The 15,155-nt window shown below is 64.4% G+C and carries 16 protein-coding genes; 5 read left to right on the top strand and 11 right to left on the bottom strand.

Features of this window, described 5'->3' with window-relative positions; translation table 11 throughout:
* Positions 1-5 precede the first annotated feature (5 nt).
* The 10 genes from AB1451_03355 to AB1451_03310 form a co-directional block, all read right to left on the bottom strand.
* Positions 6-938 (bottom strand): SUMF1/EgtB/PvdO family nonheme iron enzyme, encoded by a 933-nt coding sequence (locus AB1451_03355; protein MEW6681946.1) that lies wholly within the window; start codon positions 936-938, stop codon positions 6-8.
* 172 nt (positions 939-1,110) lie between these two features.
* Complete coding sequence (locus tag AB1451_03350) at positions 1,111-1,929, bottom strand: hypothetical protein (GenBank protein MEW6681945.1); 819 nt, start codon at positions 1,927-1,929, stop codon at positions 1,111-1,113.
* 298 nt (positions 1,930-2,227) lie between these two features.
* The gene (gene hemG / locus AB1451_03345; GenBank protein ID MEW6681944.1) at positions 2,228-3,811 is read right to left on the bottom strand and encodes a protoporphyrinogen oxidase; all 1,584 of its coding nucleotides are present in this window, start codon (positions 3,809-3,811) and stop codon (positions 2,228-2,230) included.
* A 66-nt stretch (positions 3,812-3,877) separates the two neighbouring features.
* The gene (gene rho / locus AB1451_03340) at positions 3,878-5,128 is read right to left on the bottom strand and encodes a transcription termination factor Rho (GenBank protein ID MEW6681943.1); all 1,251 of its coding nucleotides are present in this window, start codon (positions 5,126-5,128) and stop codon (positions 3,878-3,880) included.
* Positions 5,129-5,433: 305 nt separating this feature from the next.
* Positions 5,434-5,616, bottom strand: a complete 183-nt coding sequence (locus AB1451_03335; protein ID MEW6681942.1) for a histone-like protein — start codon at positions 5,614-5,616, stop codon at positions 5,434-5,436.
* Between the two features lie 98 nt (positions 5,617-5,714).
* Complete coding sequence (locus AB1451_03330) at positions 5,715-6,314, bottom strand: DsrE/DsrF/DrsH-like family protein (GenBank protein MEW6681941.1); 600 nt, start codon at positions 6,312-6,314, stop codon at positions 5,715-5,717.
* A 35-nt stretch (positions 6,315-6,349) separates the two neighbouring features.
* Entirely contained in the window at positions 6,350-6,592 is a 243-nt protein-coding gene (locus AB1451_03325; protein ID MEW6681940.1) for a sulfurtransferase TusA family protein, read from the bottom strand.
* 39 nt (positions 6,593-6,631) lie between these two features.
* Entirely contained in the window at positions 6,632-6,895 is a 264-nt protein-coding gene (locus AB1451_03320) for a hypothetical protein (protein MEW6681939.1), read from the bottom strand.
* Positions 6,889-7,233 carry a DsrE family protein gene (locus AB1451_03315; GenBank protein ID MEW6681938.1) on the bottom strand — a complete coding sequence of 115 codons (345 nt, stop codon included), beginning with the start codon at positions 7,231-7,233 and terminating at the stop codon, positions 6,889-6,891. The genes AB1451_03320 and AB1451_03315 overlap by 7 nt, the downstream gene beginning before the upstream one ends.
* Before the next feature lie 6 nt (positions 7,234-7,239).
* Positions 7,240-7,578 (bottom strand): DsrE family protein, encoded by a 339-nt coding sequence (locus AB1451_03310; protein MEW6681937.1) that lies wholly within the window; start codon positions 7,576-7,578, stop codon positions 7,240-7,242.
* 157 nt (positions 7,579-7,735) lie between these two features.
* Between AB1451_03310 and AB1451_03305 the strand changes: the two genes are divergently transcribed.
* The 5 genes from AB1451_03305 (at position 7,736) to AB1451_03285 (ending at position 14,235) form a co-directional block, all read left to right on the top strand.
* Entirely contained in the window at positions 7,736-8,467 is a 732-nt protein-coding gene (locus AB1451_03305; GenBank protein MEW6681936.1) for an iron-containing redox enzyme family protein, read from the top strand.
* A 19-nt stretch (positions 8,468-8,486) separates the two neighbouring features.
* On the top strand, positions 8,487-9,419 hold the full coding sequence (locus AB1451_03300) for a DMT family transporter (protein MEW6681935.1): 933 nt from the start codon (positions 8,487-8,489) through the stop codon (positions 9,417-9,419).
* A gap of 75 nt (positions 9,420-9,494) precedes the next feature.
* Entirely contained in the window at positions 9,495-10,877 is a 1,383-nt protein-coding gene (glmM, locus tag AB1451_03295; GenBank protein ID MEW6681934.1) for a phosphoglucosamine mutase, read from the top strand.
* A complete protein-coding gene (locus AB1451_03290; protein MEW6681933.1) occupies positions 10,874-11,608 on the top strand; it encodes a cytochrome c3 family protein in 735 nt (244 codons plus the stop codon). The genes glmM and AB1451_03290 overlap by 4 nt, the downstream gene beginning before the upstream one ends.
* Positions 11,609-11,697: 89 nt before the next feature.
* Positions 11,698-14,235, top strand: coding sequence for a DNA internalization-related competence protein ComEC/Rec2 (locus AB1451_03285; GenBank protein MEW6681932.1), 2,538 nt, complete (start codon positions 11,698-11,700; stop codon positions 14,233-14,235).
* Positions 14,236-14,318: 83 nt separating this feature from the next.
* Here AB1451_03285 and AB1451_03280 read toward each other — a convergent pair whose 3' ends face one another.
* Positions 14,319-15,101, bottom strand: a complete 783-nt coding sequence (locus AB1451_03280) for a M48 family metallopeptidase (protein ID MEW6681931.1) — start codon at positions 15,099-15,101, stop codon at positions 14,319-14,321.
* Positions 15,102-15,155: the final 54 nt, after the last annotated feature.

Here is a 15,155-nt window from a genome sequence, read left to right as displayed (position 1 = left end):
CGTTCTCACTCCTCGACGTCCTTCGCACACCGGAATCCGATCACCGCGCTGGTTTGATGGGGGGCTGCCGTGAACCGTTTCGCGGTTCGGAGATCGGACGGCGTATCGTTCCACGATCCCCCTCGATAGACGCGGTGCTTGCCGGTTTCAGGTCCGGCGGGCGATTCGAAGGGCGCGCCCAAGTAATACTTGTCGCCGTACCAGTCCGCGACCCACTCCGCCGCGTTACCCGCTGCGTCATACAGACCATAGGGACTCCGGCCCTTGGGAAACGATCCGGGCGGAGCGGTGTAACGAAACCCGTCCTCCTCGCCCTGATGGTTCGCCAGGCCTGGGCCGAACCGGTGGCCCCACGGCCACTGGACTCCCCGCTCGCCGCGCGCGGCTTTTTCCCACTCGGCTTCGGTCGGTAGCCGCTTCCCTAGCCACGTACAGTAGCTGTTGGCCTGGGGCCACGAAACCGCGACCACGGGTTGCTCCGGCGCCATCAACTTCGCGGGGTCGTCTTGCAGCACCGGGATCACGGGTTGGGGCGCTCTGGTGGCGGAAACGAACCTGGCGTAGTCCTTGAAGGTGACCTCGTACAGGTCGATCCAAAACGCCTTGAGGAAGACGCCCCGTTGCGGCATTTCGTCCTGGTCTCCCTCAACCGGGGGGCTGCCCATCAGGAACGGCCCGGCCGGCACCAGCACCATCGCGGATCCATCTTCTTGCGTGGCGATCCGGAGACGGCTGAAATCCCACTGCTCGGTTTGAACAGCCTCCGGGGGTGCCGAGGCCGTCTGCGCAGCCAGGCGACCGACCGCCCGCGACTGGACCATCGCGTACAGCATAAACACCACCATGAGCACAAACGCGATGAACGCGGCGACCATTCCGTAAAACAGGGCGTCCTTCTTGATCGGCTCCCGTTCAGGCGACTGCGGGCTTTCGTCCATCCAACTTCCCTCCAACCGCGCGGGTCCGCGTCGCGAGACAACGATAGCCCCGGCTTGCGACTGCGCCTCTCCAACCCCTTAAACGGACATGGCGGGGAAAATCCCCGCCATGTCGACAAACACCAAGTGGTTCGTGGTGCTCCACGAGTCCAATCGCTCGCGGAGCGACGCGTTAGTTCGCGGCGGCGAAGGCGAAGTCCGCCTTGGCTTGACCTTTCGCCGGAATCGTGACGTTAGCCTCCTGCTTCCCAAGCACCGGATGCCACGCATAGACTTCATAGGTGCCCGGCGGAATATCGCCGATGCTGTAGGTTCCGTCCTCGCCGACAATCGCGTAGTACGGATTCTCGATCGGTTGGAAGTGCACCTGCATGTAGTTGTGCTGGTCGCACTCCACGAAAAAGGTGCTTTCTTTCTTACGGAGGATCACCGGCTTCTTGACGGTTTGCCCCTTCTCGGGCAAAGGCAGGTTGAAGATCGTTGTGCGGCTCGCACCAGCCACCTCATAGCTGTGGGGATTGTGGAGCACCCCAGTCGCGGCCTTGGGGTCGGTGGGGTCGGCGTCCATGTTCAACACGCGGATCTCTTTCTTCTTCATCACCACACCGGTCAGCGTCGAGGGCCCGCCCTGGACCAAAAATCTACATCCCTCCGCCTTCACGTCGGTTCCATCGAACTTGAACGGCTTGCCTTTCTCGATCTTCTCGAAGTAGACCACGACATCTTTGAGCGCGTTGTCCTTACCGACATTGACCTGCTGGACTACGCGATTGCCCTTGCCGTCCGAGTCGAACTTGTCGCAAAAACCAGGGTTTGGAAACTTTGCGAACGCAAAGGTCTTGGGCGCAGGCACCGCACCCTTGAACACGACCTTACCGGTCAACGTTCCGCCGTCGGCCACCGGCGCTTCCGCATACTCGGCCTTCGCGACCGACCCGAACGCCAACCCCACCCCAACCACCGCACCCACCAACGCACTGCTGAGTTTCATCGCACTCCTCCCGTTATAGAACACGACCATCCGTTCGCAACCCGCTTCCATCCCACGCAACCCCCCGCTTGCCGTGGATCTCTTATGGTCCGCACTCACTCTTTAGACGATTGCGCGTTCGCGCTATTCAACGGCTTCGCAGGGAATCCGACCGACGCGAGATCGTCCGAACGGACACGCCACAACACGGCGGGAACTACCAACTCCCTTTTAACGGTACCCACCCGGTCCTAAAAAACGCCGCGTACTATACGCCCAACTCAAACGGTCTGTCAAGGGAAGATCACAGGTCGCGGGTTTAGCGCGCCACGTTGACCACCGAGTCGCGACCCAGTGCTTCGACCCCACGGGTTGATCCCGTCCGTCCGACACGGTCGACGATGGTCTGGGCCAGTTGAAGACCGTGGGTCAGGCAGTCTCGAACCGACACACCCCGGAGGTAGTTGCCCGTCAAATAGACGCCATCGAGGGGAGCCAACAGCCGCTCGATGGCGACGATGCGCGAGGGATGACCGATCAAATATTGCGGAATCGCCCTGGGATGACGGACGACTCGGACCAACTCCGGCTCCTGCGTGAGCCCCACGAGGTCGCGCAGCGTTGTGACGACCAGACGCGTCAACTCGTCATCGCTCCACTTGAGGATGTCGGGATCTCTCATGCCGCCCACGTAGTTGGTCAGCAACACGCGGCCCGTGGGCGCACGGTCCGGATAGACGTTCGAACTCCACAGCGACCCGAGGATCGGCAGTCCTTCCCGCTTCGGCACCAGGCATCCCGCCCCCTGAGGGAGCCGCGGGCACGCGTCCCGGGGCAACCCAAGATGAACGAGCCCCACCGGCGCGTAAGGGATCTGTTCCAATTGATCCGCCAACAGCGGAGAAAGATCGGCCACCAGTTTCGCCGCCGCGTCAGCCGGAGTGGCTAGCACCAATTGGTCGGCATAGATGCGACGCGCGTGACCCTCAACGACGGACTCCACCGAAAACCGAGGGATCCCGTCTCGGACTTCACGATGCAGGCTCATCACTCGTGCGCGGGTCACGACCCGCCCACCAAGCGCGTCGGCCAACGCACGGGGAAGCTGACCGACGCCCTCACGGAACGAGAAGACCCGCAGAGGACCACGCCGCCTCCCGTGTTTCACCCGGGTCCGGAGCACGCCCCACACCACGCTGCCGTAGGTTCGCTCCAGCGCGACGACCCGGGGGAAGCTGCTGGTCATGGAGAGTTCTTCCGGGTTACCGGCGAAGATCCCCGCGACAAACGGCTCGACGCCGTAGTCGACCATGTCGGCCCCAAAACGCCGGCGGACGAACGCGGCGACGCTCTCGTCGGCGGCCGTCGTTTCGCGAACGCGAATCAAGGGTTCGGCCAGCGCCCGAACCTTGGCCCACGCGCCCCACAAGGGCGAGCCGGGAAGGTCGGCCAATCGGGACGGAACCGGAACCAGCGACCGCTGTTTGACCAGGAACCGCCGACGGGACTCCTGGTGTTGAAACACCCGGACGCCGTCGAGACCAAGCTCACGACATAACTGGTCGACTTCTGGGTTGAGATTGAGAAGGCTGTTGGGCCCGTGTTCGAGGAGATACCCTTCGGGCGTGCGCTCGCTCCACACGCAGCCGCCCACGCGGTCCGCTCCTTCGAGGACGGTGACGTCGCATCCCGCGCGGGCCAAACCGTATGCCGCGGCGAGACCCGATACCCCGGCGCCGATGACCACTACCTGTGATTGGTTCTGCGGTCTCACCATTGTGAGCCCATTCGATGGAGCCGCCATCCGGGACGCTGTACGAGCCGAGACGCAGGAGCCTTCGGCGTTCGAATCGAGAAAGGAATACCGTGCGGTCCTACTCCCAACTGCCTGACTGAACGATATGCGGGACGATTAGAAAGGAAGCGAGCAAGAAAGTCAAGGCGTGGTCGCGTCGGGACCGGACCCCGCCTATTTGTTCATGGACTCCAGAAACTCCCGGTTGGTTTTGGTCGCTCGCATCTTGTCGAGCAGGAATTCCATACTCTCCACCGTGCTCAAGGGGCTCAGGACTTTCCGAAGAATCCACATCTTGTTGAGATCGTCCCGCTCGACCAAGAGCTCTTCTTTCCGCGTGCCCGACAGGTTGATGTCGATTGCCGGGAAAATTCGCTTGTCCGCGAGTTTCCGGTCAAGGTGGAGTTCCATGTTGCCCGTTCCCTTGAACTCTTCGAAAATCACGTCGTCCATCCGGCTCCCGGTATCGATGAGGGCCGTGGCCATAATGGTCAGACTCCCGCCGTTCTCGATATTGCGCGCCGCGCCAAAGAACCGCTTGGGCCGCTGGAGCGCGTTGGCGTCCAGTCCACCCGACAGGACCTTTCCGCTCGGAGGCGCGATCGTGTTGTACGCGCGCGCCAAGCGGGTGATGCTGTCGAGCAAGATCACGACGTCACGACGGTGCTCGACCAGGCGCTTGGCTTTTTCGAGCACCATCTCCGCAACTTGAGCGTGTCGCTGCGGCGGTTCGTCGAAGGTCGAACTGACGACCTCGGCCTTGACCTGTCGTTGCCAATCGGTGACTTCTTCCGGACGTTCGTCGATCAGCAGGACGATCAATACGATCTCGGAGTGATTCTTCATGATCGCCTTGGCGATATTCTGCAGCAATACCGTCTTCCCGGTCCTCGGCGACGCGACGATCAGCCCACGCTGCCCTTTGCCGATGGGCGCGATCAGCTCCATCACGCGCGTGGAGATGTCATCCATTCCCGGCACTTCGAGCCGGATCTTCTCCATGGGATAGAGTGGCGTAAGGTTGTCGAAGAGGATCTTGTCGCGGGCGACCTCTGGGTCTTCAAAGTTGATGGTCTCAACCTTGAGCATCGCAAAGTACCGCTCACCTTCCTTCGGAGGGCGGACTTGGCCGGAGACCACGTCGCCGGTCCGCAGATTGAACCGACGGATCTGTGACGGGGAAATGTAGATGTCGTCCGGACCGGGGAGGTAGTTGTAGTCCGGCGAACGCAGGAACCCAAAACCGTCTTGCAGCGTCTCGAGAACTCCCTCGCCGTAGATCGTCCCGTTCTTCTCGGCCTGCGCCTGTAGGATCGCAAAGATCAGTTCCTGCTTTCGCAGGTTGCTGGCCCCTTCGATTTTCAGGTCCCTGGCAACTTCGTTCAGGTCCGCGATCGTCTTCTCTTTAAGTTCGCTCAGATTCATGGGTCCTCCTACCGGCTTGAGATCACGCCCCACGCGCGCGATCCCACCGTTCGCCAGTGTCGCGCAAATGCGCTTATCCCCGTGCGTTGGACAGTGTGGTCCGTTCGGTTAGTGTGTCCTACTGCGAAGCCCGTTGGTGTTCAAATCGTACTTGGGGGTTGGATGTCCCTACCACCGCGAATATGTCTGGGGATCAGCGCTTGGAAGATACGGAAACCGGCTCATATTATACGGGGCCTGCCCAAACGTGTCAAACGGTATTTCGCCCCGCCGGCACCATCCACAGCCTCTGGCTCCGCCGGCGCTCAGACGATATCACGCGCTTTGACGGTCTTGCGTCCGTCGGCCCGCGCGCGCTCGATCGCGTCGGCACAGATCTTCTCAACCCGCTGACTGAGCGCCTCCAGCGTCTCCGCCGAGGTATTGAACCCGGCTTTCTCCCGAACGAACTTCTTGATCTTCGACGATACCACCAAAATATCCGACATCAGTCCTCCTCCTTGTCCGTCGCCATCCGCGCCCACGCGGATCTCCGATACGCGAAGGGCACCCCCTACGGGTGCCCTTGTCGCGTCGTTACTGGTCGTCACACAAACAGCGTGATGTCGCTGTGTGAAGCGAACTCCAAAAACGTCGCCGCCCCGACCGGGTCTTCGAGGCCTTCGATCAGATCCTCCCGCTTGATGTCCATCATGTCCATGGTCATCTGACACGGCCAGAGCTTGACTCCGCTCTCCTTGGCGAGATCCATGAGCTCGGGGATCGACGCGATGTGCTTGTGTTTGATGGTCTGTTTCATCATGAACGTGGCGAGCCCGGTCATACCCGGAAGCGCCCCCACCAGGTTGGGCATCGGCATGGGCATCGCCGGGTTGGCCAGCGGAACGAATTTGAGCTTCTCGATGCCTTCCTTTTTCAGGATGTGGAGCCCGAAAAAGGTGAAAAAGACCCCCGCCTCCATGTCCAGTGCGGCCGCCGTGGTGGCCAGAATCAGCGGCGGGTAGGCGGCGTCGAGTGTCCCTTTGGAGGAGACGATGGCGATCCGCTTGGGCCGAGATGCCTTACGGGCTTCCGCGTCGAGCGCAACTTTGACCTGTTCGCGGACAAGTTCTTCAAGTCGGTGTTCGGCCAGCTCCTTGACTTTGGCCGCCACCAATTGATCGAGATCTTGTGACGTCGTCCCCATCGCTCACCTCATGATTGATCGCGGCCGCACGGTCGTTACTTCGTCTTCCGGATGAAGAACGTGTACAAACCCGCTTCTTCCCGTGTTTCGAGCAATTCGTGACCCGTGCTCTTTGACCACGCCGCCATATCAGGTTTGGACCCCGGATCGGTCGCCACCATCTGCAGAATTTGGCCGACCGTCATCTTTTCAATGGCTTTTTTGGTCTTGATCACCGGCAACGGACAGTTCAGTCCTTTGCAGTCCAACACGTGATCGATCGTGTACGCTGCACCCATCGTCGTGTGCTCCACCCTTTCTCTGCGGTTCGTCCCGCGTCACCACACCGTGACGCAGACGGCGTCACAGACCATTTCTGCGATCTCGTCGTATCCCACCCGCCGATACCGCGTGTCGATACCGCGCGCGACCACGTCCTCGTCATTGACGCAGACCGCGAGTGGCGGGGGAATGTCGGCGAAGACCCCGTCCTGGACCAATACCACCTCAACCGGTCGCACGCCGCTCTGGGCGGCGATCACGGACATGGCCAGACCGTCCGCTCGCCGTCGGACGATATGGAGCGCACGGCCGGCTACCATGCAATCACCACATCCGACGCCGCGAGCAGCCCGACTACGGCGTCGCGATCCAAAAGTTCCACGCGTTTTCGCAGGGCGGATCGGTTGCCGGGCGCCAACGCCTCCCGCTCGACCACCTCTCGAATCTGGCACGCGTCCAGCAGCTCCAGCGACTCGGCGAGCCCCGGGCGATGCAGGATTTCGCCGTTCAGCGTCAGCGCGGCAGACGCACCGTCGCCCGTGTATACCACCGTGACGCGGTGATTCGAGAGCGTCATTCCGAGTGCCATCCGCAGCGCTTCATGAACCCGCCCCGTGGTCAGGGGGCTGCTCCGGACGGCCACCACCACGCCTTTCACCGTCGATCAGTCGCCGAAGGTGAGGAACCGATCGGCTCGGTCCACGATGCGGGACAGCTCGTACTGACTTGCGATTTCAATCCCGGGATATAGGTCGGTTTCGGACACGCCCCGCGCCTCCGCGGTCACGCCACACACGGCAACCTTGGCACCCAGGGCCAGCAACGCCGGCATCGCCGCGTAGGGTCGCTTGGGAGACGCGATGGCCTGCGCGTGATACACGCCCTCCCCCATCAGAAACAGGTCGACTTCGTGGCCCTGTTTCAGCCACGCCTCCGACAATTTCCCCACGAGGTATCCGTTCTCATGATCGCTGCCGGTGGTCAGCAAGATACCGATTTTCATGGCGAATTGTATGCCGCGCGGAAAACGTTTGTCAACACAGATCCCGCGCCGGTCATTTCCAGGCGACCGACTGGACATCGTGATGGTCGGCGCGCACGGCTTCTCACAGCGCTGTGTTACAATGACGTCCGCACATCGAAGGGCACGGAGGACCGGTATGACGACGCACGATGCGTTTCGAGAGCGGTTGTTGAACGTGATGGATCACAAGGACCACTGGGCGTGGAACGCGTTCGCGACCGGCGCGGTCACCGTCGATCAACTCAAGACCCACTTCCAACAGGAGTACGCGGTCTACGTCCGCGATTTCCCCGTTTTTCTGGCCCGCGTGCACGGCAAGAACCCGCCCACTCCGGTTCGGCGGGCGCTCGCCGAGAACCTGTACGAGGAAGAAACCGGCGGGCTGACCCGCGGGCGCGCCCACCCCGACCTCTTCCTGTATCTGATGGAAGGCCTCGGGTTTTCCCCCCAGGACTTCGACACCGTTGAATTGCTGCCCGAAAGCGCGGCCTATCGGCGATGGCTTGACCAAGTCACCACCACGGCCTCGTGGATCGAGGGCGCGGCGGTCGCCACGATCTTTGTCGAGGGGAGCGTCCACGAGCGTGCGGTGTTGAACGGCACGGTCCGGGAGGAACCCGATATCGAGCGAAAGATCGCCGAACACCCGCTGGTGAAGTACCATCACGTGGCTCCGCGGTACTTGGAGCTGGCCCGCGCGCACGGAGCCGTCGAAGGGCTCCACCGCCGGGACGCCTGGAAGATGGTGATGGACTACGCAACCGCTCCTGAAGCCCAGGAGCGCGTCGTACACGCCATGGAGCGTTCGCTCGATCTGTGGCTCGCATACCGAGACGGCGTCGCGCGGGCGTGCGGGATCCGACGATAATCGCCAGACGATTCCCGCCGTGACCGCCCCGGCGCTCGGAATCGCCTGTGCGGTCGTCACCTGTCTCGCATGGGGCGTGGCGGACTATCTCGCCGCGCGCGTCACGCGCCGGGTGGGGGAAATTGGTGCGCTGCTCCGCATCCAACTGGTCGGTGTGCCCGTCCTGTTGTCGTTGTGGGCCATCCTCCGTGCGCCCCTCCCCGACACGCGCGATCTCGTGTGGATCACGCCCGCCGCTGGCTGCTTCGTGGTCGGGTATCTGGCGTTCTTCTACGGTCTTCGCGTCGGCGCGATTTCGCTGGTCAGCCCCATCAGCAGCGCGGGCGCGGCCGTGCCGGTGCTGGCCGGGATCGGTTTTTTCGGCGAAGCCGCGTCCGGAGCCCGGCTCGGGGGCATCGGCCTGACCTTGATCGGAATCTGCGTCCTCTCAGCCGACCCCGGCGCGATCGGCGCCCTGGCCCCGATAGGACGTCGGCAGGGGATCCGCGCGGGGGTGGTCACCCTGCTGGCGTGGGGATCCGGGACGGCATTGCTGTTGCCCGCGGTGCGGAGCGCGGGAGCGTTCGTTCCCGTCGCCACCCTGCGTCTCGAGGTTTTGGCGATCATCAGCACCTGGTGGCTGATCGGGCGATCCCGATCCAGCGGCACGCCTCGCGAACCGGCCTCGTCCGCCAGCGTCGCAGCACCTCGCGCAGAGCCTCGCAACGGACTCTGGGGCGTGGTGGTCGCGGCCGCGTTGCTCGACCTGACGGCATTTTTCGCGTACGGCGTCGCCCTTCGCGACGCTCCGGCCGCGGTGGCGGCCCCGATCGCCTCGGCCTATCCCTTGGTTACGATCCTGATCGCGCGACATCGCCTCCAGGAGCGCCTCGCCGGGAGGGAATGGCTCGGAGTGGGGCTGACGCTGGCCGGGGTGGGGCTGCTGGGGACCGGATGCTGCGAGACGCCCTGACCCGCTTCGCACCGCGCAGCGCGTTGGTTGAAAAGGTGGCACCTGCCTGCTAAGATGACCGACATCGTGTCGAGACTGAGCGTCGAGCGCAGACTCTTCGGAACCGACGGCGTTCGCGGCACCGCCAACGTCGAGCCGGTCACCGCCGAAACCGCCATGAAGCTGGGGCGAGCGGCGGCCTATCTCTTCAAGAAGCACCGGACCGGACACCACCGCTTCGTGATCGGAAAGGACACCCGCCTATCCGGCTATATGCTGGAGAGCGCCCTGACGGCCGGCATCTGCTCGATGGGCGTCGACGTCCTGCTGGTGGGGCCGATGCCCACCCCGGCCATCGCCTTTCTGACCAAGAGCCTCCGCGCCGACGCCGGCGTCGTAATTTCCGCCTCGCACAACCCGTTCGAAGACAACGGCATCAAGTTCTTTTCACACGACGGCTTCAAGCTGCCCGATGGGGTGGAACAAGAAATCGAAGAGTTGATCTTCTCCGGGGCGATCGACCACGAACGTCCCACCGCGCGGGAGATCGGCAAGGCGTTCCGCGTGGACGACGCCGACGGCCGCTACATCGAATTCGTCAAGAACACGTTGCCGAAGGGCATGCAGTTCGACGGCATGAAGATCGTCGTGGACACCGCGAACGGCGCCGCGTACAAGGTCGCGCCGACGGTGCTGCGCGAGTTGGGTGCCGAGGTGATCACGATCGGAGACCGGCCCAACGGCACCAACATCAATCAGCACTGCGGAGCCCTGTACCCCGAAGCCCTGCAGAAAGCGGTGGCGGCGCACCGCGCGGACATCGGCATCGCCCACGACGGCGACGCGGACCGCGTGGTGTTCTGCGACGAGCAGGGCAAAGTCGTGCACGGCGACCAAATCCTGGCGTTGTGCGCGCTCGAGATGGAGCGTGCGGGGCGACTGGCGGGACACACCGTCGTCGCCACGGTCATGAGCAACCTCGGGTTGGAACTGGCGTTGCGCCACGCGGGCATCTCGCTCGTGCGCACCGCGGTCGGCGATCGGTACGTGCTCGAGCGGATGCTCAAAGACGGGTGCGTGTTCGGCGGCGAACAGTCTGGACACGTCATCTTCCTGGATTTCAACACCACCGGCGACGGACTCATTACCGCGCTCCAAGTCCTCGCCACGATGGAGCGCACCGGGAAACGGTTGTCCGAACTCAGCGCGTGCATGACGGTCTTTCCCCAGGTGCTGGTCAACGTCCGCGTGGCCGAGCGCCGCGAACTCGCCGACATTCAGGGTTACACCCAAATCGTGTCCGACTTGGAGCGTCGATTGGGCCCCCAGGGGAGAATCTTCGTCCGGTATTCCGGAACCGAACCGCTGCTGCGGGTGATGGTGGAGGGCGAGGACTTCCACGTGATTTCTCGCGTCGCCGAAGAGTTGGCCGAGGCGCTGAGAAGTCGTGTGGGCGCCGGTTCGACGGTGGACCAATGATCCGGTGGTTGCTCCTCGCGACGCTGGTCGCGTTGGCCCCGACGGGCGCTGCAGCGCTCGAGCCGTACGAAACTGTCCTGTCCAGCCCGCACAACTTCTTTGCACGGACCGAGTTCCCGATCGGAAGCCGCGTCTGCTACGGCTGCCACGCGGAAGGACCCGGGCGCGTCGGTCCGGGCGCGACCTCGCCGCGAGCGGACGAAGCGCAAGCTCCGGAGGTCGCGGTCCCACCCGCGCTGAGTGCGCCTCTCGACGCGGAGCCCCCTCCCGCACCCCCGCTCTGGCAACGAGGGGCACCGGCCTACACCGTCTCCTTGGCCACCGGCGGGTCCTCGACGGCGTGCCTCGGGTGTCACGACGGCGTGTTGGGCCAGGAGGTTCACCAAATGGGCGACCCGGACGCGCAGAAGTTCGACCACCCGTACAACGTGGTCTACCCTCGCCGCGCCAACGGCAAGTTCATCCCCGAGCGCCCCACGGTCAACCAATACCGGTATTGGTCGATTCCCGACCTTCGCAACGGCGATCTGGTCCTGCCGACGGGTCCCACCTCGCGTTTGCTGGCCGTCCCCGCGGTGTCGGCGGACGACGCGAGTCCGGGCGTTCAGGTCGTCCGCACCTCGGAGGGACGGGTCCAATGCGACAGCTGCCACGACCCCCACGATAACGGCAGCGCGCCGTTTCTCCGCGCGCCCGCCCAGGATCTCTGCTTCATCTGCCACGACCGCTGACGAACGAGCCGCCGGCATCCGGCGCGCGCGAGTCGCCCGCGTCGGTGCAAGTCTCGGCTGATACGCGGGTCGTCAGGCCGCTAGTGCCCTTGGCACTTGCGCTCGCGGTCGGCAGTGCGTTGGGCACGCTGGCCGCGCGTTTTCCGCTCTCTGCAGTGGCCATCGGCCTGATCATCGTGGCGTCGACCATCGTGATGCGCCGGACCCTGCCGCGGGCGCTGGCGTTCGGCCCCACGCACTGGATCGTGTTGGGCGTCGCAATGGCGTATACGATGGCGACCCCACCGCCCTCCCCAGACCCCCGGGTGCTGTCGGGACGCGTGACCCTCGAAGCGGTCCTCGACGCCCCGGTCCGCCACATGAACGAGTGGTCCTCGGTGACCGCGACCGACGTGCGCCTGGTCGAACGCCCCTCATCCACGCTGGTCAGGGGGCGCCTCAGGCTGTCGGGCCCTCCCGAAGCGTTCGCGGAACTTCGGTACGGGGATCGCATCCGGGTTGAGGGGCAATTCCGGGCACCCCGCGGCTTTCGCAACCCGGGTCTCTTCGATTACGGACACTGGCTGGCGGGCCAGGGCGTGGGTGCGGTCGCTACGATCAAACCGGGCGCCATCGCGCGCATCGGACATCAACCGTCGCGGATTCTTGATCGCGTCTACGAGTGGCGGGAGCGCATTCGCGTCGCGGCGCTGGCATCGCTGCCCGCGGACACGGCGCCGTTTTTTCTCGCCATGATCACCGGCGAGACAGGCTACCTCACGGCGGAGCTCCGCGAACGGTTCATGGCTTCGGGAACCGTGCATCTGCTCTCGATCTCCGGGTCGCATCTCGGCCTGATCGCGCTGGTGGTGTTCTTCGTAGTCCGCCGCGCCGTGCTGTGGTTGCCGGAACGCCTCCTGGTACGCCTGACGCTGGTGGTCATGCCCTCGCAGATCGCTGCGGTGGCCACTGCGATCCCCGTCACCTTCTACGCGCTGTTGGCCGGCGGGCAGGTGGCCACGATTCGCGCGCTGGTGATGATCCTGGTCTACCTCGTAGCCGTCATCATCCATCGGGAAGACGACCTGTTCAACGCGCTCGCCTTTGCCGCGATCCTGATCCTCGCGTGGGATCCCCACGCCCTGACCGACGTGTCGTTTCAGCTCTCGTTCCTGTCGGTTTGGTGCATCGCGCTCGGCGTGGAATGGTGGTCGGCTCAAGCGCCCCAACAAGCTGACCCCGGCGCGCTGGGATGGACCCAACGCCTGCGGTCCTACACTGCCGCGCTCCTGATCACGTCGGTGGCCGCGGGCGTCGGCACCGCGCCGCTGGTTGCCTATCACTTCAACCAGGTCAATTGGGTGGGGGTGGTGTCCAACCCGATCGCGATCCCGCTGGCCGGCATCCTGGTCGTCCCGCTGGGACTCGCGTCCGGCGTCGCCGCCGCTGCATCGCAGTCACCCACCCTACCCCTCGCCGACTGGAACGCGGCCGCGCTCGACGTCCTGCTCCGACTGGTGGACTTCTTCGCGTCGTGGCCCATGGCGATCGCCCATGTGGCCGCGCCTCCGATTGCGGTGGTTGCGGTCTGCTACGCCGTGCTGGCCGCGCTGGTGGACCGGCGGGTCAAACCCTGGAAACGCGGTCTCGCCGGAGGCGCGCTGGTGATCCTCGCCGTGCCTTGGCTGGTCGGGACCCCGCGCTGGATCTCCAAGGCGGCGCTGGAGGTCACGTGGCTCGACGTGGGCCAAGGCGACGGCGCGGTGATTCGCTTTCCATCCGGGCGCGTCATGGTGGTGGACGGGGGCAAGCGGTTCTTTGACCTCGACGCCGGCCGCCTGGTCGTGGCTCCCATGTTGTGGAACCAAGGGGTCGACCGGATCGATTATCTCGTCGCCTCGCACCCGCAGCTCGACCACATCGGGGGTCTGCTCTTCGTGGCCGATCGTTTTCCGATCGGCGAGGTCTGGACCAACGGCCGCCGGCCCGACCGGTGGACGGCGCGCGAGTTCGAGGACCTGCTCACGCAACGGGGGATTCCAACCTCGATCATTCCCAAGCAGCAGCCGCTGTGGATCGATGCCGTGCGCGTCTGGCGGGTCAATCCCTGGGCCGAGTCCCCGTTCAGCCCCCTGCCAAAAGACGCCTCCGAGAACGACCGGTCGATCGTGCTGCGGGTGGAGTACGGCCGGGCCTCGATCCTGTTGACGGGCGACATCGAGGCAGCGGGCGAGCGCCTGATGGTCGCCGCCAATCCGCAGTGGAATCTGCTGCGGAGCACGATCCTCAAGGTGCCGCACCACGGCAGCCGCGGGTCGTTGGACCCCACGTTCTTGCGCGCCGTCGCGCCCAAGGTCGCCGTGATCTCGGTGGGGGCGACCAACACCTACGGCCACCCCGCTCCGCAAACGCTCAGGGCCTACAACCGTCTCAACGCCGCGGTGTTCCGCACCGACCTCGACGGGGCCGTGAAAATCGTCACCGACGGCACGCGGCTCGACCTGTTTCGCTACGCGGATCTCACCACCCAGCGCGTCCCGTGGGACCGCGGGATGCTCGCCGCCGAGTGGCGCAACCTTCGGACCGTCATGGGGTCGCCCACACCGGCCCTCACATTAGATCTGACCAGAACGGAATTGCCGCTGTAGCCCGTCCGGCAGCTCGGGATCAAGCGTTCAATCGGAAGGGGCGGACGGGCGTGCGGTAAGACCATGCCGGCGTGGGCGACGGACTACCCTGCCCCGGCCTGGTAGATCTTCAGTGCCTCGGGCATCCAGCCTTCGATGCGTTTGATCCGCGTCTCGTCGCTGGGGTGCGTGGAGAGAAACTCCGGCGGAGCGCCGTCTTTCCCCTGGCCCATGCGCTTCCAGAATTCCGTGGCCGCGCGCGGGTCGTACCCAGCCTGAGCCATCAGCAGCAGGCCGATCTTGTCGGCCTCAGATTCCTGGTGGCGGCTGAACGGGAGAATCACACCCACGCCACTCCCGATCCCGAACGCCTGTTCCACCGCGCTGGCGGTCTCGGGATTCCCGCCCCCGAACACGACCCCTGCGGTCTTCCCCGCAAGATCGGCCAGCACGCCGGTGGACATGCGCTCCGCCCCGTGCCGGGCGAGAGCGTGCGCAACCTCATGGCCCACCACCACGGCCAAGCCCGTCTCGTCCTTGGTGAACGGCAAGATCCCGGTATAGACCACGACCTTGCCGCCCGGCAGGCAAAACGCGTTCGGAGTCTTGTCCTCGACGAGATTGAACTCCCACGTGAAGTCCGGCCGATTCGCCACCTTGGCGATGCGCTCGCCCACGCGGCGCACCATGGCCGTGGCCGCCTGATCCTGGCTAAGCTTCGACTCCTTGAGCGTCTTTTTATACGCTTCGGCGCCGAGACTCAGTTCCTCCTCGGTCGAGATCAAGATCAACTGTTGCCGCCCCGTGAGCGGCACGGTCTGGCACGCCACGACCAACATGGCGAGCGCGCTGCTCGCGGCGAGCAGCCAACGATGCGAGGTCTTCATTCCGACTCCGTTCGGAAGCGGATTATGGCATACGCCGTCACCCCGCTCAAGATA

Source organism: Nitrospirota bacterium, from assembly GCA_040757335.1.
Taxonomy (GTDB): domain Bacteria; phylum Nitrospirota; class Nitrospiria; order 2-01-FULL-66-17; family 2-01-FULL-66-17; genus JBFLXB01.
This window is presented reverse-complemented; position numbering and strand designations above follow the sequence as displayed.